The 17,645-nt window shown below is 43.0% G+C and carries 22 protein-coding genes and 1 pseudogene; 15 read left to right on the top strand and 8 right to left on the bottom strand.

The window, feature by feature from the left end; translation table 11 throughout:
* Both FZC78_RS24065 and FZC78_RS22190 read left to right on the top strand, forming a co-directional pair.
* Window positions 1–202, top strand: a pseudogene (locus FZC78_RS24065) (group II intron reverse transcriptase/maturase); the annotation flags it as partial.
* A 284-nt stretch (window positions 203–486) separates the two neighbouring features.
* Window positions 487–1,017: a class I SAM-dependent methyltransferase gene (locus tag FZC78_RS22190; protein ID WP_148942255.1), complete on the top strand. Its 531-nt coding sequence runs from the start codon at window positions 487–489 to the stop codon at window positions 1,015–1,017.
* A gap of 258 nt (window positions 1,018–1,275) precedes the next feature.
* On the opposite strand, the gene FZC78_RS22195 is transcribed toward FZC78_RS22190, so the two are convergent.
* From FZC78_RS22195 to FZC78_RS22205, 3 genes are all read right to left on the bottom strand, one after another.
* Window positions 1,276–1,470: a YfhD family protein gene (locus tag FZC78_RS22195; RefSeq protein ID WP_148942256.1), complete on the bottom strand. Its 195-nt coding sequence runs from the start codon at window positions 1,468–1,470 to the stop codon at window positions 1,276–1,278.
* 151 nt (window positions 1,471–1,621) lie between these two features.
* Window positions 1,622–1,750 (bottom strand): YfhE family protein, encoded by a 129-nt coding sequence (locus tag FZC78_RS22200; RefSeq protein WP_148942257.1) that lies wholly within the window; start codon window positions 1,748–1,750, stop codon window positions 1,622–1,624.
* A gap of 53 nt (window positions 1,751–1,803) precedes the next feature.
* Window positions 1,804–2,712, bottom strand: a complete 909-nt coding sequence (locus tag FZC78_RS22205; protein ID WP_148942258.1) for a TIGR01777 family oxidoreductase — start codon at window positions 2,710–2,712, stop codon at window positions 1,804–1,806.
* 95 nt (window positions 2,713–2,807) lie between these two features.
* Between FZC78_RS22205 and recX the strand changes: the two genes are divergently transcribed.
* Window positions 2,808–3,611, top strand: coding sequence for a recombination regulator RecX (recX, locus tag FZC78_RS22210; RefSeq protein WP_148942259.1), 804 nt, complete (start codon window positions 2,808–2,810; stop codon window positions 3,609–3,611).
* A gap of 711 nt (window positions 3,612–4,322) precedes the next feature.
* Here recX and FZC78_RS22215 read toward each other — a convergent pair.
* Complete coding sequence (locus FZC78_RS22215) at window positions 4,323–5,000, bottom strand: SDR family NAD(P)-dependent oxidoreductase (protein WP_148942260.1); 678 nt, start codon at window positions 4,998–5,000, stop codon at window positions 4,323–4,325.
* 145 nt (window positions 5,001–5,145) lie between these two features.
* Here FZC78_RS22215 and FZC78_RS22220 point away from each other — a divergent pair, with 145 nt between their 5' ends.
* Window positions 5,146–5,442, top strand: a complete 297-nt coding sequence (locus FZC78_RS22220) for a YfhH family protein (RefSeq protein ID WP_187442721.1) — start codon at window positions 5,146–5,148, stop codon at window positions 5,440–5,442.
* A 50-nt stretch (window positions 5,443–5,492) separates the two neighbouring features.
* Here FZC78_RS22220 and FZC78_RS22225 read toward each other — a convergent pair whose 3' ends face one another.
* Together FZC78_RS22225 and FZC78_RS22230 are read right to left on the bottom strand one after the other, a co-directional pair.
* Window positions 5,493–5,654 (bottom strand): YpzG family protein, encoded by a 162-nt coding sequence (locus FZC78_RS22225; protein WP_113929703.1) that lies wholly within the window; start codon window positions 5,652–5,654, stop codon window positions 5,493–5,495.
* Between the two features lie 42 nt (window positions 5,655–5,696).
* Window positions 5,697–5,861, bottom strand: coding sequence for a small, acid-soluble spore protein K (locus FZC78_RS22230; protein WP_148942262.1), 165 nt, complete (start codon window positions 5,859–5,861; stop codon window positions 5,697–5,699).
* 317 nt (window positions 5,862–6,178) lie between these two features.
* Between FZC78_RS22230 and FZC78_RS22235 the strand changes: the two genes are divergently transcribed.
* Window positions 6,179–6,448 (top strand): YfhJ family protein, encoded by a 270-nt coding sequence (locus FZC78_RS22235; RefSeq protein WP_148942263.1) that lies wholly within the window; start codon window positions 6,179–6,181, stop codon window positions 6,446–6,448.
* Between the two features lie 100 nt (window positions 6,449–6,548).
* On the opposite strand, the gene FZC78_RS22240 is transcribed toward FZC78_RS22235, so the two are convergent.
* The gene (locus FZC78_RS22240) at window positions 6,549–7,532 is read right to left on the bottom strand and encodes a metal-dependent hydrolase (RefSeq protein WP_148942264.1); all 984 of its coding nucleotides are present in this window, start codon (window positions 7,530–7,532) and stop codon (window positions 6,549–6,551) included.
* Between the two features lie 110 nt (window positions 7,533–7,642).
* Here FZC78_RS22240 and FZC78_RS22245 point away from each other — a divergent pair, with 110 nt between their 5' ends.
* Both FZC78_RS22245 and mutY read left to right on the top strand, forming a co-directional pair.
* Window positions 7,643–7,951: a hypothetical protein gene (locus tag FZC78_RS22245; RefSeq protein WP_148942265.1), complete on the top strand. Its 309-nt coding sequence runs from the start codon at window positions 7,643–7,645 to the stop codon at window positions 7,949–7,951.
* Between the two features lie 128 nt (window positions 7,952–8,079).
* Entirely contained in the window at window positions 8,080–9,186 is a 1,107-nt protein-coding gene (gene mutY, locus FZC78_RS22250; protein ID WP_148942266.1) for an A/G-specific adenine glycosylase, read from the top strand.
* Window positions 9,187–9,411: 225 nt separating this feature from the next.
* Here mutY and FZC78_RS22255 read toward each other — a convergent pair whose 3' ends face one another.
* Window positions 9,412–9,636: a hypothetical protein gene (locus FZC78_RS22255; RefSeq protein WP_148942267.1), complete on the bottom strand. Its 225-nt coding sequence runs from the start codon at window positions 9,634–9,636 to the stop codon at window positions 9,412–9,414.
* 105 nt (window positions 9,637–9,741) lie between these two features.
* Between FZC78_RS22255 and fabL the strand changes: the two genes are divergently transcribed.
* The 8 genes from fabL to FZC78_RS22290 all read left to right on the top strand — a co-directional run bounded on the left by fabL (window position 9,742) and on the right by FZC78_RS22290 (window position 17,635).
* Window positions 9,742–10,491: an enoyl-[acyl-carrier-protein] reductase FabL gene (gene fabL / locus FZC78_RS22260; RefSeq protein ID WP_148942268.1), complete on the top strand. Its 750-nt coding sequence runs from the start codon at window positions 9,742–9,744 to the stop codon at window positions 10,489–10,491.
* A gap of 93 nt (window positions 10,492–10,584) precedes the next feature.
* Window positions 10,585–10,758 (top strand): gamma-type small acid-soluble spore protein, encoded by a 174-nt coding sequence (locus tag FZC78_RS22265; protein ID WP_148942269.1) that lies wholly within the window; start codon window positions 10,585–10,587, stop codon window positions 10,756–10,758.
* 1,188 nt (window positions 10,759–11,946) lie between these two features.
* Window positions 11,947–12,120: a hypothetical protein gene (locus tag FZC78_RS23965; RefSeq protein WP_187445060.1), complete on the top strand. Its 174-nt coding sequence runs from the start codon at window positions 11,947–11,949 to the stop codon at window positions 12,118–12,120.
* 30 nt (window positions 12,121–12,150) lie between these two features.
* Window positions 12,151–12,402, top strand: a complete 252-nt coding sequence (locus FZC78_RS22270; RefSeq protein ID WP_148942270.1) for a YgaB family protein — start codon at window positions 12,151–12,153, stop codon at window positions 12,400–12,402.
* A 410-nt stretch (window positions 12,403–12,812) separates the two neighbouring features.
* Complete coding sequence (ntdP, locus tag FZC78_RS22275; RefSeq protein WP_113929686.1) at window positions 12,813–13,343, top strand: nucleoside tri-diphosphate phosphatase; 531 nt, start codon at window positions 12,813–12,815, stop codon at window positions 13,341–13,343.
* A gap of 113 nt (window positions 13,344–13,456) precedes the next feature.
* Window positions 13,457–15,205, top strand: a complete 1,749-nt coding sequence (locus FZC78_RS22280) for an ABC transporter ATP-binding protein (protein ID WP_148942271.1) — start codon at window positions 13,457–13,459, stop codon at window positions 15,203–15,205.
* Between the two features lie 461 nt (window positions 15,206–15,666).
* Window positions 15,667–16,683: an ABC transporter ATP-binding protein gene (locus FZC78_RS22285; RefSeq protein ID WP_148942272.1), complete on the top strand. Its 1,017-nt coding sequence runs from the start codon at window positions 15,667–15,669 to the stop codon at window positions 16,681–16,683.
* On the top strand, window positions 16,658–17,635 hold the full coding sequence (locus FZC78_RS22290; RefSeq protein WP_148942273.1) for an ABC transporter ATP-binding protein: 978 nt from the start codon (window positions 16,658–16,660) through the stop codon (window positions 17,633–17,635). Before FZC78_RS22285 ends, FZC78_RS22290 begins: the two co-directional genes overlap by 26 nt.
* Window positions 17,636–17,645: the final 10 nt, after the last annotated feature.

The following is a 17,645-nucleotide window of genomic DNA, read 5'->3' on the forward strand; positions in this document are numbered from 1 at the left end:
GAAGAAAGTTAAAACAAAACATAGAAACCTAACGAAGTTAGGAATACAAACTAACAAGGCTTGGGAATGGGCAAATACTAGGTTGGGTTATTGGCGTATCGCTAAAAGCCCCATCTTAGATAGAGCCCTTGATAACCAATACTGGTCGAATCAAGGGCTCAAGAGTCTGCTTATGAGATATCAAACTTTGCGTTTGACTTAATTGAAACCGCCGTATACCGAACGGTACGTACGGTGGTGTGAGAGGTCGGGGGTTAGTCACCCCCTCCTACTCGATTAAGGAAGAAAGATAGAAGCCTTCACTTTTAATCTTCAACAAAGTCATTGCTAAATGGGCTGCTTGATAATGAGGTCTTTTTCAGCACAGGGGCGCTTAACTATTCGTCCTTCTTTCTTAAAAATGTAACTTTATTCTGTTGGGAGAAATATACTAAAAATGAGCTTTAAAAAATACTATACAAGCAAAGATTAGAGAGGAATGACAAAGTGGCTAAACTAAACTGGCATGAAGACTTTATTCTGCATCTAGCGAGTGTTATACGGCCAAAGACTTATGTAGAGCTGGGATTATATAGATGCGAATTATTTAACAAAATGGCGGAATTCTCAAATCAATTGGTAGGAGTAGATATAAACGCTGAGGCGGGGAAATACATGCTGAATACCCCTAAGGCTAGATTTTTCCATGGAACGACTCAGGATTTTGCCGAAAATTTAGAAGCGAACCCATTAAAGATTGATATGCTATTTATCGATGCAGACCATTCCAAAGAGGCGGTGCTGCAAGACTTTAGAAACTTCTTCCCATATGTTGTACCGCATGGCCTGATTTTATTTCATGATTCACATCCGAAAGACAATCGGATGGTACACCCGTCTTTATGTGGGACAGCCTATCAAGCAATTGAGGAATTATCCAAGGAAAGGGAGCTATTTGAAATGGTGACGCTGCCTATTTCTCCTGGAGTGACCATATGCAGAAAACGGAAGAAACAATTATCCTGGCATGAACGATGAATGAGTAATCCCCTTTGCAGATATCTCTAGATCAACTATCATACACATCCACTGTGTAAAAGGGACGGTGCCTTTTATACAGTGATGTATTTTATATACATACTTAGTCACAGAAAAAGTATTACTATTGTTAATATTCTGAAAGTTATTAACATAATCCACAATCGATTGTGGATTACTATCAACAGGTTATTAACAAAAAATGGGTATAAATGTGGAAAAAGATGGTCCGTTTTTCAGGACCATCTTCATTGTCAATTATCGTTTATTTCTATTTGCAACCTGCTGACGCTGATTTGCGGCATTCGAACGCGCTTGAGCTTCCATATCCGCTTGATCGGCAAGCTCGCGGGAAAACTCCTCGTCTACACCGCTAGTCTTCATATTTTTAGGAACCTGAGGAAGTTTGTTTTTGTTTTTATCTCGTGTTTTATGTCCATGTGCTCTACCCATTCGAACCGTCCCCTTTCATGATGAGAAAGATAAAGGAGCGAAAACGGAAAATGTTTTCGCTCCTTTAGTATTAGCGGGAACCAGCTTTTTAAAAAGAGGTATTTCTTTCAAGATCACAGCATGCATAAAAGGATATGTGGTTCAGCAGAACTTAATGCTTTTTCTGTGTGTAGCCGCCTGCTCTGTCTGCGCGCTTGAATTCACGGGAATAAGTGACTTCTTGCATAGAGGACAGGACGGATTTTGTTTTTTCTTTACGTTTTTTCTCCACAGCAATCATCCTTTCTCAAATGAATATATACCTATTTTTTCCTATCATTTGAGAATTCATACTCATTGGTGGTAAATCTCCTGCAGGGCTTCTTTTAGATGGGGATATTGAAACGTATAGCCGTTTTCGTTCAGCACTTCCGGGATGACTTTTTGACCCTCCAGGATAAGAGTGCTCATTTCTCCCAGGGCTGCCTTGATGGCAAAGCCGGGTGCTGGTATCCAATGAGGGCGGTTCAAGACATCCCCAAGTGTCTTGCCGAGTTCCTTCATCGTTACTGGTGTAGGAGCAGTGAGGTTGACCGGCCCTTCAATTGCCTTGTTTTCGATGACAAAGCGGATGGCTTTTGCAATATCCCCAATGTGTATCCATGACATCCACTGCTTTCCGGATCCCACTGTTCCTCCAGCGAAAAGCTTGTAGGGAAGCGCCATTTTAGGCAGTGCTCCCTCGTCTTTTCCAAGAATGATCCCGAAACGGGTGTAAGCTGTCCGAACTCCCGAATCCTTTGCTTTACTTGCCTCTGCTTCCCACCTTTTTACGGTTTCAGCCAGGAAGTTTGAGCTGGTATCCAGTGATTGCTCGGTGTGGGTCTTTGAGTCCGATGCTTCATAAAAGCCTATGGCACTGGCGTTGATAAAGACAGACGGTTTATCCTCAAGGTTCTCCAGTATTCTCACCATCTCACGGGTAGCATCAATGCGGCTTTTCAAAATCCTTTTCTTGCGTTCTTCGGTCCAGCGGCCGCTGTTGATGGATTCTCCGGCAAGGTTGATGAAAATATCCACTTCATTTAGATCCTCTTCCGGACGGGAACCTTCAGATAACCATTTAACATAAGAAACATTCTTCCTACTTTCGTGTTTGTCAGGATTTCTTGTAAGAATGGAAACCTCGTACCCATTGTTAAGCAGTTCTTCGGTCAAGGCGGTGCCGACAAAGCCGGTTCCGCCAGATATTACTGCTTTCATCTCATGACCTCCTTTTTTATGCTTTGGTCTTATTTTACCCTTCCCACTGATAAAAAACATTTTGGGTGTGTTACATTAATAAGGAGGTGTTAATTATGGGAACAATCACTAAGATAACCAAACAAGTAAAAAATGACGAGAGATATAACATTTTCATCGACGGTGAATATTCGTTCAGTGTCGATGAAGAAATTCTTGCCCGGTTTCAAATGGGAAAAGGCCAGGAAATCGATGAAGTCGCGATCGCTGAGATAGGATATGAAGATGACGTCCGCAAGTCCTTTAATCTCGCTATACATTATCTTTCATTTCGGATGAGGACAGAAAAGGAAGTATGGGATTACTTAATGAAAAAAGAGCTTGGACAAGCTGTTGCAGATGAGGCCATCCAAAAGTTGAAGAAGTATAAATACCTGAATGATCAAGAGTTTGCGGAAGCTTATGTGAATACGCAAATCAATACTTCTGATAAGGGCCCAGGCACAGTTGAAAGGGAGCTGGCAGGCAAAGGAGTCGATAAGGCATTGATAGATGAGGCGATGGCTGCATTTACCCGGGAAATTCAGGTTGAAAAAGCCATGAGTCTTACGAACAAACTGTTTAAGAAGTATAAAAGAGATTCAAGTATCGTGGCCAAGCAAAAAACAGAGCAGAACCTGGCTCGTAAAGGATATCCTTTTTCTGTCATAAATCTGGCCTGGCAGGAAACGGATAACGAAAAGTCAGAAGATGAAAAATTGGAAGCGGTCCTTGTGCATGCGCGAAAAGCACATAACCGCCTTCATTCAAAATTCACTGGATATGATTACGTGAATAAGATGAAGCAGAATTTATATCGTAAAGGTTTTTCAATGGAAGAAATTGATGGTGCAATTGAAATTTTGAAAGAAGAAGACTGAAGCGAGAGATCGCTTCAGTTCTTTAAAGCGCGAAAAGGGACAGTCCCTTTTCATGCTTTAAAGTGTAAAAGGCCGCTGGGTGCTGCTAGGTCACTGAAAAAGTCGATTCAATACTTTCAATTGCTGAAAAGTTTCTTTTCCGCTTTAATTGTTATGGGAGAGTGTTTGTTTATGTTCAAGAAGCCTGCTCCACTTGGTTGTGTGCCAGATGGAATGGGCTTTATTGCGTGTCAAATCATAATTGGGTACCCAGCGGTAAAAATAAGGGAACTTTTTTCCCTTAATCGCACACACAAGCTCATTTCAGGGTAAATAGTGGAACTTTTTACCCTTATATGTGAAAAAAGAACATTTTTTTAGTGTCTACAGTTAAATAAGGGAACTTTATTCCCCTATCTTAGCTTTTTTCAGTGTTTTTTAGTAAGTAAGGGAACTTTTTTCCTCTAATTGAAATACTGAACCACATTGATAAGTGCTATCAGCGTCTTTCACTAGATGAAAAGAACCCCTCCAGCCCCCGACAGGCATGTCCCAAAAGTCAGCAAAGCATTCTATGTGGTAAAGAGAGCAGCATATACATTGTTTCAAGAAAAAAGTCAACTTTTCTTCCTGTTTAGGAAGGATAGTTGACTTTTTCTTTGGTCGTAACAAGTAGATGATAAAATTCAGCGATTTTCAGTGCACTTGGTATTACCAGGTGCCCTTTTAATTTCACTTCTTTGATTCAATGATGATGTCTGTGGAAGTTTTGCTTTCTTCGTAAATGATCTCAGCAACTTCGCGAGGAGAACGTAATCTGCTCGGGTCCTGGACGTGCTGCGACTCATCCCAAAACGGCGTGTTCATTCCTCCCATATAGGCATTGATGATGCTGATTCCGCTCTCTTCAAACTCCTTTTGCAAGCTCTCGGCGAATCCTCTTAGAGCGAACTTGCTTGCGGCATAGTAGGATTCATTTTTTTTGCCGCGGAGCCCGGCTGTTGAAATGATATTAATGATGGACCCCGAATCTTTAGAAACCATGGAAGGCAGAAGTGCTTTTGTCAGATACACGGTACCGAGAAAATTAACGGACAGCATTTTTTCGATTTCCTCAAAGCCTGCCTGTAAGAAAGGTCCGAAAATCCCGACACCCGCATTGTTGATGAGAAGCTCCACATCATGTTTCTCGGTGATTTGGCGGCTTGCTTTTTCAACCTCTTCAGCGGAAGCGATATCGATGACAATAAAAGATGCGGTTCCGCCGTCTGTAATTATTTCTTCTTTGACCGATTGAAGCTTTTCTTCTGTTCTTCCGAGAAGCAGGATATGATACCCCTCATTGCTGTAGACTATGGCAAGCTCCCGGCCGAGACCTGACCCTCCACCGGAAATAACGGCTGTTTTCATATGTAATCCCCCTAAAGTGTATGGTATATCATGTAATTTTTCCTTATGCACAGGTTTTAAACCAAACTTTATTTATCATATCATTTTCCCTATAATATAGGTGAATGGAGTGAAAGCAGTGGAAAAAGAAACAAGATACAGTGAAATGAGCGAGCATGAATTAAGACAGGAGATCGCACAGCTCAGAGAAAAAGCCAGAAAAGCTGAGCAGCTGGGCATCCTTAATGAATTTGCCGTATTGGAAAGAAAATCCCTTATGGCTCAGGCGTACTTGATGGATCCTAAAGATTTCAAGCCCGGAGAAATCTACGGAATCGAAGGAGATCCAGGAGTGTTTTTCAAAATTGACTATATGAACGGTGTATTTGCCTGGGGATACCGCCTTGGAGGATCAGGCAAGGAAGAGGCTCTGCCGATATCCATGCTGAATAAAAAGAAATAAAGAAAAATGGAAACAAGGAATGCAGAGCTTCCCTGTTTCCATTTCTTATATTACGATCTTTTTCGGGTCTGTCTTTCCAGAATGATCAAGTCCTGAGTCTGAACAGTATGTCCATTAGCCTGTGAGTGCGCGTGTTTGGCATTATAAAACGCCTGATTGAAAGGACTCACATAGTTTTTATCAAAACGATTTGAGTTGTTCTTTTTTCCCATACCCAAAACAACCGCCTCCTTTAGAATGGCTCACTCGAAAACTTAGATTGAATCACTTTCACGCTGGTTGGATGCAGCCATGCGTTCTTGAGGATGAGTGTTAATGGTACCGTCAGCCCGTTTGGATGCATACTCCGGCTTCGCCCGCGGTTCACCTTCGAATTTATTGTTATTCTGGTTAGGAAAGCCTCTTTCTTTATTACGCATCGAATTCCTCCCGAGAATAATGATGGTCACCTCACAGCCAGCAAATCCGCCATAGGAACCTGCTGGCTGCGTACAATTAGTATGAGACTTAACAGCACCAGTTATCATAAAAAAATATTGGCAATGATGGCAGCTTTAAGATTACTTGGATTAAGGGGGGAAGAGGGCTGGGAGGCGGCCACTAGCTGCCCAAACTTCTCGAAAATCCCGGGAAAAGGTAACCAAGGAATCGTCTAGCAGCCGAAACCACCTGGTCTAAAGCAGGTTTACATCTCCCCGCTGAATACAAAAAAGCTAAAGAACGGAGGAAATCATAAATGGACACTTTTCACGAAGAATTAACAAAAGACTTATTAGAGAAGAATGAAGAATTGACTTACGCAAGAGCCAGGACCTGGGTAGAGTTGTTATGGGAAGATTTTGAGACAACCTATGCAAAAGCAAGAGGAAAATATCTTGGGAAAGAAATGACGAGCCGTTTGGTAAAACAGTGGATAGACAGCTATGGCAGCAGGCTGCATGAATTTGCTTCCCGAAACCCTAAGTACAGCCATATGCTGGAGGATGAGAAGGATCTTAATCATTAAAAAACGAAGTATTCCCACAAGGTGAATAAGAAACCAAAAGAAAAGGACGCGACCACCTAACGGCCGCGTCCTCTTCTTACTTCATTTTTGAAAAGATCCTTTAATCCGGTATAATCTCCAGCTTCTTCCGCAGCTTTTCCTCGCTGTAAATCCAGCCGGTATAGGAACTCTCAATATCCAATTCCTCGTTCAGTTTCACCACTGCAACAAATGGATAATGTCCATTGCTTCGGTACCTCAGATCAATGAATCTTACCTCATAGCCGTCATCTTCGAAATCCTCGATTTCCCATCTGTATATAGGAGAGAATGACAAGAATGCTGAAAGGTTTTTGTCCTTCTTGGCCGCATTGATTACAGGGTTATCCGGTACTGGAATTCTTCTATACTTTTCAAAAAAGGTGATGGAACTGCCATACGCACGGGCTACATAAAAGAATTCCTTCGAGACGATTGCCAGCCTCCACTGATAAAAATGAAGAGTGGACGAGACGATGATCTTTTCAGCATCCGGGATTTTTTTCTTAACAGCTGATTTTACAGCGTGCTGTACGAAAAACCTCAGAATATAGTAGAGAATAATGATCATGTACATATAGAGGAACGTCGGTCCTGGGTCAAAGCCAAACCCCCAGAGAACCAAGCCGACTACATGTATACCGAAAATGATCGGATCGAAAGTATTAATGACTCCTAAAGCGACCCATTTCGACGAAAATGGCCTTATGGCTTGGGTGCCATAAGCGTTGAAAATGTCGACAAATACATGAAGGAATACGGCAAGAAATGTCCAAATCCATAGATGAAGCAGGTTAGCCTCTGGGTACAAGGGATAAAGGACAGCCAATATGAGCAGCGGCCATATCAGCACTGCGGGAATCGAATGGGTAATTCCGCGGTGGTTGCGGATATAGACGGCATTATTTCTCAGTTTTAAAACAGTATCGATATCAGGGATTTGAGAACCGATGATGGCACCAATCAAAACACTTTGAGAGGTCACGGCACTTTCGGCTACCACAGGGTCCAGCGTTGCCAGGCCGCCGATTGCAAATCCCATCACTACATGTGTTCCTGTATCCAAGGTGCATCCTCCTTTACTAGGGGTTCCCGGTGAATTTTTAACAATGATTCCAAACAAATGCTCTTGTTTTCATTCCCTAAAATGATATGGTATAAAAGGAGATTAATTCAATGAATCATTCACTTCAAATGTATATTCAATACGAGATCAAAGAGTCGTACATTGAGCAATATCAGCAATTAATGAAGGACATCTTTTCAACACTGTCGTTGTACGAAGCGGGCGATATTGAATGGATGTCGTCGCCAGGAAGTCCCTCTTCTTTTACAGAGGTAATTACCCTGCCGACAGAATCTCATTACCATGCTTTAAAGAGACTCAGGACATCGGATGAGCACCCTCTCTTCGGTATGCTTGATGACTGCATCTCCGGTGGACTAGAGCAAATGGTATGCTTCGGGTTAAAAAAGACTTTATGAAAAGGTGTCAATGCTTTAATTAAGGCGCACTTGCTGCGATTACAATAATTAAAAATGGGCAGTAAAAGTTGTTTTAGTATTATATATTCCCTCAATAAGGGAAGGTTTAACATCTTGGAGGTACAAAAGTGGAGAATAATCCTTTAACAAGTTTAGAAGAAATTGACATAGAAGCATTCAAACAAGATCTCCTGAACTGGTTCACGGCCGAGCAAAGGCAGCTTCCCTGGAGAGAAGACAGCGATCCCTATAAGGTTTGGGTATCTGAAATCATGCTTCAGCAGACAAGAGTAGATACCGTAATCCCTTATTTCCTTAATTTTATCAGCAAATTTCCAACAATTGAAGCGCTGGCCTCAGCAGATGAAGAAGACGTACTGAAAGCCTGGGAAGGGCTTGGGTATTATTCCCGCGCAAGAAACCTTCAATCCGCTGTAAAAGAAGTAAGGGATTCGTATGGGGGCATAGTGCCATCAGAACCAAAAGAAATTTCAAAGCTTAAGGGAGTAGGCCCATATACGGCCGGTGCCATCTTAAGTATTGCATACGGAAAACCCGAACCTGCAGTGGATGGAAATGTTATGAGGGTCTTGTCGCGGATTCTGACCATCTGGGAGGATATCGCCAAGCCGTCTTCCAGAAAAGTCTTTGAAGAGGCAGTGCGAAAACTTATCTCTCACGAAAATCCATCTTACTTTAATCAGGCGTTAATGGAACTCGGAGCTCTCATCTGTACACCTACATCTCCTAAATGCCTGCTGTGCCCTGTTAGGGAACATTGCAGCGCATTCCATGAAGGCGTTCAGGACACCCTTCCGGTCAAAACAAAAAAGAAAAGTGTCAAGAAGCTTCAAATGGCGGCGGTTGTCTTGAAATATGAAGACGGAAACTATCTGATTCATAAGCGCTCTTCAAACGGCCTTTTGGCGAATTTATGGGAATTTCCGAACTGTGAAGTGGATTCGTTTGGTTCACAGCGGAAACAGCTCGAAAATTTCCTGAAAGAAGAGTTTGGAGTGGAAGCGAACATAGAAAATGGCCTTCTCACTAAAATTCAGCATATATTCTCGCACCTGGTGTGGGATATAGATATCTATGTTGGTGTCATAAAGAACATCGGAGAAATTCCAGATGGATTGAGAGTGGTTGATGAAGAGGAAATGAATAAGTTTGCCTTTCCGGTTTCACATCAGAAAATTTGGAAGAGTTATAAGGAAAACTGCCTTGAAAAATGAATTCAAAGCAGTTTGATTTTTGAAGCTTTGATATTGGATAGTAAGAAGTGTCGAAAATAGTCGGAAAGTCGATAAATCGTCAGTTTCGCTGATAAAATCCCAAAAGCGCCGATAAACTCATCAATGCCGTCGATAAATGAATAACTTCCGCCGAAAAGACACCGATCTTCGCTGAAACACAGGGTCACAGCATACCGGTTTGCCTAATCAGGCTGTGCCGCAACATTAATCATAAGTGACTTTTGTTCCATGTGCCGCGTCGGCTTCATTACGTGTAAGACCGCCGCGGTTTTCTATTTCTTCAACGATTTCCCTGTGAATGGTTTGTCCTTCCGAGTTCAAATAGGGAACCATCTGCTGAAGGGAATGGTGAAAAAAGGCAAGCTCACTTTTATCCCACTCGGTTTTAGGCATCATCGAGAGCTCTGTCATATCTCTGCCAACATACATAATGATTTTTCCTCCTTATTGTCAGTCAACATAGTTTCTCTGTAAACGTTGTCGATTATGCCAGTTAAGGATAAAATGAAATTTATCAGAAAGGGGACTTAAAACATGAATAATAAAGTAGCGCTAGTAACAGGAAGCAGCAGGGGTGTCGGCAAAGCGCTGGCCCTGAAATTGGCCGGGGCGGGCTATGATATTGTCGTCAACTATGCACGCAGCAAGAAAGCGGCATTGGAAACAGCAGAAGAAATTGAGAAGCTTGGAAGAAAAGCACTGGTCGTGAGAGCAAATGTAGGTGATGTAGCAAAAATCAAAACAATGTTCCAGACCATAAATGAAGAATTCGGAAGGCTGGACGTTTTTATCAATAATGCGGCATCAGGTGTCCTGAGGCCTGCAATGGAGCTTGAAGAGTCTCACTGGGACTGGACGATGAATATCAACAGCAAAGCACTTCTGTTCTGTGCACAGGAAGCTGCAAAATTGATGAACAAGGAAACTGGCGGCAAAATCGTCAGCATTAGTTCATTGGGATCTATCCGTTATCTGGATAACTACACAACGGTCGGAGTGTCCAAAGCAGCGGTAGAAGCTTTGACGCGCTACCTGGCAGTGGAACTTTCCAAGGAAAATATCGTGGTCAATGCGGTTTCAGGCGGAGCCGTCGATACAGATGCACTTACACATTTCCCTAATCGCGAAGAACTGCTTGAAGACGCACGAACCAAGACTCCAGCAGGCCGCATGGTCGAAATAGAGGATCTTGTAAATGCGGTAATGTTCCTTGTTTCAGAGGATGCTTCCATGATCCGCGGGCAGACAATTATTGTGGATGGAGGCCGTTCTCTTTTAGTATAAGCTCTTTAGCTGGCTGCTGAAAAAAAATGCTTATTTTTTTGGAATAGTAATTCACCACCTTGGTTACATTAACAAGCGTGGAGGTGATTACAAATGGCAAAACGTAACGAAACTCAATCAGGTACTAACGTACAACACGTTAAACAACAAAATGCTCAAGCTCAAGGACAAGCTGGCCAATACGGTGCTGAGTTTGCTTCTGAGACAGACGTACAACAAGTTAGACAACAAAACGCTCAATCTCAAGCTAAAAAAGGTCAAAACTAAGAACTTACTTAAGAAAAGGCATCCTGTACAGATTACAGGGTGTCTTTTTCTGTGTTTTCTGCCTCCCTGCTAAAAAAACCGACTGATTGTGAGCTTCTGGGGTACATGGGTGTCGTGAAAAGAGGGGAGATATGTATTCAGAGTAGGCGTGTGGGTACATGAGTGCTCGGGAAAGAGGAGAGATATGTACCCAGAGCCGGGGTGTGGGTACATGAGTGACCGTGAAAGAGAGGGATATGTACCCAGAGCCGGTGTGTGGGTACATGAGTGTCGTGAAAAGAGGGGAGACGTGTACCCAGAGCCAGCTTGTGAGTACATGAGTGCTCGGTAAAAAGAGGAGATGTGTATCCAGAGCCGGCGTGTGGATACATGAGTGACCGTGAAAGAGAGGGATATGTACCCAGAGCCGGCGTGTGGGTACATGAGTCCTCGGGAACGAAGAGAGATATGTACTCAGAGCCGGCGTGTGGGTACATGAGTGAGGTGAAAAGAGGGGAGACGTGTACCCAGAGCCAGCTTGTGAGTACATGAGTGCTCGGTAAAAAGAGGAGATGTGTATCCAGAGCCGGCGTGTGGATACATGAGTGAGGTGAAAAGAGGGAAGACGTGTACCCAGAGCCAGCTTGTGAGTACATGAGTGCTCGGTAAAAAGGGGAGATATGTATCCAGAGCCGGCGTGTGGGTACATGAGTGACCGTGAAAGAGGAGAGATATGTATCCAGAGCCGGCGTGTGGGTACATGAGTGAGGTGAAAAGAGGGGAGACGTGTACCCAGAGCCAGCTTGTGAGTACATGAGTGCTCGGTAAAAAGGAGGGATATGTACCCAGAGCCGGCGTGTGGGTACATGAGGGTCGTGAAAAGAGGGGAGATATGTATCCAGAGTAGGTGTGCGGGTACATGAGTGAGGTGAAAAGAGGAGAGATGTGTATCCAGAGCGGGCGTGTGGGTACATGAGTGTCGTGAAAAGAGGGGAGATATGTATCCAGAGTAGGTGTGTGGGTACATGAGTGCTCGGTAAAAAGAGGAGATGTGTATCCAGAGCCGGCGTGTGGATACATGAGTGACCGTGAAAGAGAGGGATATGTACCCAGAGCCGGCGTGTGGGTACATGAGTGTCGTGAAAAGAGGGGAGATATGTATCCAGAGTAGGCGTGTGGGTACATGAGTAGTGTGAAAAAAGTGGAGATATGTATCCAGAGCCAGCCTATAGATACATGAGTGACCGTAAAAGAGTGGAGATATGTATCAAATACGATTACTACATACGTAAGTTGATTGGCGAATTAATAAGCGACAAAGAAACTCTTTTAGCGACAGAACTAGTCAAAGGAATTTACATACAGGCAAAGAATACTAATTAAGAAAGATTACTGTGAGGGCAGGTGCATGAAGTGTCACAATTTAATAAACTTATTACCGATCAGTTGAAGACGATGGATAAACTTCTTTTTCTCCAATCAGAGATAGAACGATGCCAGGAAATCGAAAAGGAACTGGCGGAGCTTCAGCAGCAATCGAAACTAGAATCAATTCATAAGGAAATCAAGGAAATGAAAGAAGAGCTTAAGGGGATTCAGAAGGAATTTCAGGATCAAACGAATGAAGTGATTCAAATGTATTCTGAAGAAAAGGTCATGGTTTAATAACAAGAGTATTTCAAAGCCGCTGTTATGCAGAGGCTTTTTTCTTTGCGGGAAATCGAGTAATCGGTGAACAGCATTCTTTCATTACCTCAGCGGCCCAATTTTACTTTTTGCGCAAACATCATGGAATCATGAAACCGGAGAATCGATGCGTGAGAAAAAGCCCCGCAGACAACGTAACCATCATACGGAAAATCAAAATGCCTGCATCCTCCGCCTGTCTATTCTCCTCCAATCACAGTTAAAAAAGCGAGCAAATCAACCTGGAAATCGATGTTTTTCATCTCCAAAAGGGAACACTCTTCGCAAAAACATGCCTCTTTTGTTTTAAAATTATTCTCAAAACGTTATAATAATAAAATAGACCTAACAGATTAGCGGAATATTCTGCAGGAAGGCAGGGGAGACTGATGGCGGTTCCCAGTGAAGGGCAACCAATACAAATACATAGTTACAAGCATGATGGCAAGATTCATCGTGTATGGAATGAACTGACAGTACTAAAAGGGACGAGAAATCTTGTGATCGGGGGAAACGACCGGACGATGGTGACCGAATCGGACGGAAGGACATGGATTACCCGTGAACCGGCCATCTGTTATTTTCATGCAGAGCTTTGGTTTAATATTATTTGCATGATTCGCGAAGATGGAATTTATTATTACTGCAATCTGAGTTCACCTTTTGTTTATGATCATGAAGCGTTGAAATATATAGACTATGATCTGGATATCAAGGTTTTCCCGGATATGACCTATACTCTGCTTGATGAGGATGAGTATGAACAGCACAGGAAACAGATGGGATATCCAGATGTCATTGATCACATTTTAAAAAGAAATGTGGACAAGCTTGTCCGCTGGATCAGGCAGCGGAAAGGCCCTTTTGCTCCCGATTTCATTGATGTCTGGTATGAAAGGTTTCTTTATCACAGGAAATAAGAAAGAGTATATGGCCGGTTATATGACTGCATAATGCAGTAAACCTGTTGGGCTTGATTCAACAGGTTTTTTTATTGTGTACAAGGGAAAAATACGGAAAGGAGGATGAATGAATGGACAGTATTAAACGTTTTATGCAATTTGTTAAACCTTATAAATTTCAGATTATCGGTACACTCTTAATCGGAATTATAAAATTTTCGATACCTTTACTCATACCTATATTAATACAGTATGTTATAGATGATATCGTCGGAAGCGATTCAATGTCCAGCGGAGAAAAGACGGATCAGCTGTTGATGATTATGGGAGCCATGGTTGTCATCTTTGTCATCGTTCGTCCGCCAGTTGAATATTACAGACAGTATTTTGCCCAGTGGACGGGAAGCAAGATCCTCTATGATCTGCGGGACAAGCTGTTCAGCCATACACAAAAGCTGAGTTTTAAATACTACTCTAACACAAGAGCGGGAGAGATTATTTCCAGAGTCATCAATGATGTGGAGCAGACGAAGAATTTTGTCATCACGGGCTTGATGAACTTATGGCTGGATGTAGCGACCATCATCATTGCTCTTGCGATTATGTTTACATATGATGTAGGACTGACATTGGTGTCACTGATCGCTTTTCCATTTTACGCCATTTCAGTGAAGTATTTTTTCGGCAATCTGCGAAAGCTTACCAGAGACCGTTCCCAGGCACTTGCAGAAGTGCAAAGCTACCTCCATGAGAGGGTGCAGGGAATGTCAGTGATCAAAAGCTTTGCTCTTGAAGATCATGAGCAGAACCATTTCAGGGGCCACAACAGCCACTTCCTGGATAAAGCCCTGAAACAGACGAGTTGGAATGCCAAGGCATTTGCGGTCGTTAATACGATTACGGACATCGCTCCGTTAATTGTTATTGGTTATGCAGGGCTGCAAGTAATTAACGAGGACCTGACTATAGGTGTCATGGCTGCGTTTATTGCTTATGTCGACAGACTCTATAATCCGCTCAGAAGGCTTGTGAACTCTTCCACTACACTTACTCAATCTATTGCCTCTATGGACAGGGTCTTTGAGTTCATGGATGAAAAATATGACATTAAGGATGAACCGGGTGCGGTGGAATGTAAGAATGTCAAAGGGGAAATTATCTTTGATAAAGTCCACTTTCAATACAACGAAAAGGATGAAGAGGTCCTTCGCAATATTGATTTGACAATACCGGCTGGAGAAACGGTGGCTCTCGTAGGAATGAGCGGCGGAGGGAAATCTTCCCTTGTCAGCCTGATCCCGCGTTTCTATGATGTGAGCCGCGGCCGAATCAAGCTGGATGGAAAAAATATAAAGGACTACCAGGTGCAAAGCCTGCGTGAAAACATCGGAATGGTTCTTCAAGATAATATTCTATTCAGTGAGTCTGTTAAAGAAAACATCCTGTTTGGAAATCCTGATGCATCTGATGAAGAAGTGATTGCAGCTGCTAAAGCGGCGAATGCACATGACTTTATTATCAGCCTTCCAGAAGGCTATGACACCAAGGTTGGTGAACGGGGAGTGAAGCTTTCAGGAGGGCAGAAGCAGAGGGTGGCTATAGCGCGTGTATTCTTAAAAAATCCGCCAATCCTTATCTTGGACGAAGCGACTTCTGCTCTTGATTTGGAGAGTGAACATCTCATTCAGGAGGCAATGGAGAAGCTTGCGAAAGACAGGACGACTTTCATTGTCGCCCATAGACTCTCAACTATCACTCATGCCGATAGAATCATTCACCTTGAGTATGGTGAGATAGCTGAGATGGGTACTCATACAGAACTCATGAAGCGGAAAGGGCACTACTATAAGCTGTTTCAGGTGCAGCAGCTCGATCAATAACACTCCATTTACGCAGTGTGGAATCTCTCAAATTCTATTCTGTTTCGCTTTTTTTGCCGGCTGTCAGGTGAACTTTTCTGGATTTAAGACAGCATTCAACAATTAATCCGAATGAACTAAATTTATACTTCAAAATTAAACTGCAAAATTGTAGATGATGTTAAAGCTGGATCCATAGAGATCCAGCTTTTTTGTCGTCTAAACATACAGCGTTTGGCGAATTTTTACTATTCATGTTTTATAAGTGAGAATGATGTCGAAAAAGAAGTTCATTTAAAATAATCTCATTTAAACAGGAGGTAAAAAGATTTAGGTAAAAATACCCATTAATATTATATTAATATATATGAATAAATATTTACTATTGATTCTTTTTTTTGGCTATGTATAATAAGTTACAAGTATATGTCAGAAATATTATAAAATTCTAAATTGTTTTATTGAACAGGGGGGTTATAGAGATGAGATCCGATACTCCTATTTTAAAAGTGGAAGAGCTTCAGACGACTTTTTTTACAGATGATGGAGAAATTCCAGCAGTGGATAATGTCGATTTTCACGTAAATGAAGGAGAAATCTTAGGGATAGTCGGAGAATCCGGCTGCGGAAAAAGTGTTACTTCTCTATCGGTAATGGGATTGGTGCCCAGTCCACCTGGAAAGGTCACTGGCGGAAGGATCCTGTTTAAAGGAGAGGATTTGGTTAAAGCTTCGGAAAAAAGAATGAGGGAAATCCGCGGAAATGATATCGCGATGATCTTTCAGGAACCGATGACTTCTCTCAATCCGGTTTTTACAATTGGCAATCAGCTTACCGAAGCCATCCGGATACATAAGAAGAACAGCAAAGCGGAGGCCAGGAAAGATGCAGCCAGGATCATGACACTTGTCGGGCTGCCGCGTGCGGAAGAGTTATTGAATGAGTATCCTCACCAGCTGTCCGGGGGAATGAGGCAGAGGGTCATGATTGCGATGGCAATGGCCTGTGACCCGAAAGTTTTGATAGCCGATGAACCGACGACAGCACTTGATGTAACGATTCAGGCTCAAATATTGAAACTGATGAAACAGCTGAATAAAGAAATGAATACAGCGGTCATCCTGATCACCCATGATCTTGGAGTCGTAGCTGAGACTTGTGAACGGCTGATCGTCATGTACTCAGGAAAAGTGGTCGAAGAAGGTACTGTAGAAGAAATCTTCAAGGACCCCAAACACCCTTATACGAAGGGCTTGATCCAGTCGGTACCTGACATGCGGTATAAGAAGCAAAAGCTTTACTCTATACCGGGAAGTGTCCCTAAACCAGGATCCATTAAACATGGCTGCAGGTTCGCTGCACGCTGTGAATATGCATTCGACCGCTGCTTGAGTGAAACGCCGGCTTTATATGAGACGGCACCCGGCCATACGAGCCGCTGCTTTTTATATGACAGCAAGGAGGAGATGGCTCATGACAGAACCGCTGTTAAAGGTTGAGGGACTCAAGAAGCACTTTTCCATCACGGGCGGCATCCTTGGAAGACCTGTCAATCATGTAAAAGCAGTTGACGGCGTCTCGTTTCATGTTGAAAAAGGAGAAACACTTGGAATCGTCGGGGAAAGCGGCTGCGGAAAGTCGACTACCGGAAGAATGCTGATGAGACTGATTGATCCTTCAGAAGGAACAGTGACGTTTGAAGATAAGGAACTTACGAGTCTATCAAAAGCAGAAATGAGAAAGATCCGCAGGGATATCCAGATGGTTTTCCAGGATCCCTACGCATCACTGAATCCAAGGCATACAGTTGAGAAGATTCTCGAGGAACCTTTAATCGTTCATGGAATCGGTTCAGCTAAAGAAAGGAAGAAAAAAGTTCACGAGCTGCTTGAGATTGTAGGGTTAAGCAGTTATCACGCCAAAAGGTATCCTCATCAGTTCAGCGGGGGGCAGAGACAGAGAATCGGAATTGCAAGGGCGCTTATGACCCAGCCTAAGCTGATCATAGCGGATGAACCAGTATCAGCCCTGGATGTTTCGATTCAGGCTCAAGTCCTTAACCTGATGAAGGAGCTTCAAGCAGAATTTGATCTGACCTATATATTTATCGCACATGATTTAGGGGTTGTCAGGCATATAAGTGATAGAGTCGGAGTTATGTATTTAGGCAGGATGGCAGAACTGAGTGAAAGCGAGAATCTCTATGAGAAGCCGCTTCATCCCTACACCCAGGCGCTGCTGTCAGCTGTGCCGATTCCTGATCCGGGATTTGAAAGGGATACGATCCTGCTGCAAGGCGATATACCGAGTCCTTCCAACCCGCCGGCAGGATGTGCTTTTCATACAAGATGTCCACATGCAATGGATGTTTGTAAAAGAGAGACACCAGAATTTAAAGAACATTTACCGGGGCATTATGTTGCCTGCCATCTCTATGAAGATAGCAAGTGACGTAAGCATA

The sequence above is a fragment of the Rossellomorea vietnamensis genome (assembly GCF_008180415.1).
In the GTDB taxonomy this organism is placed as follows: Bacteria; Bacillota; Bacilli; order Bacillales; family Bacillaceae_B; genus Rossellomorea; species Rossellomorea vietnamensis_C.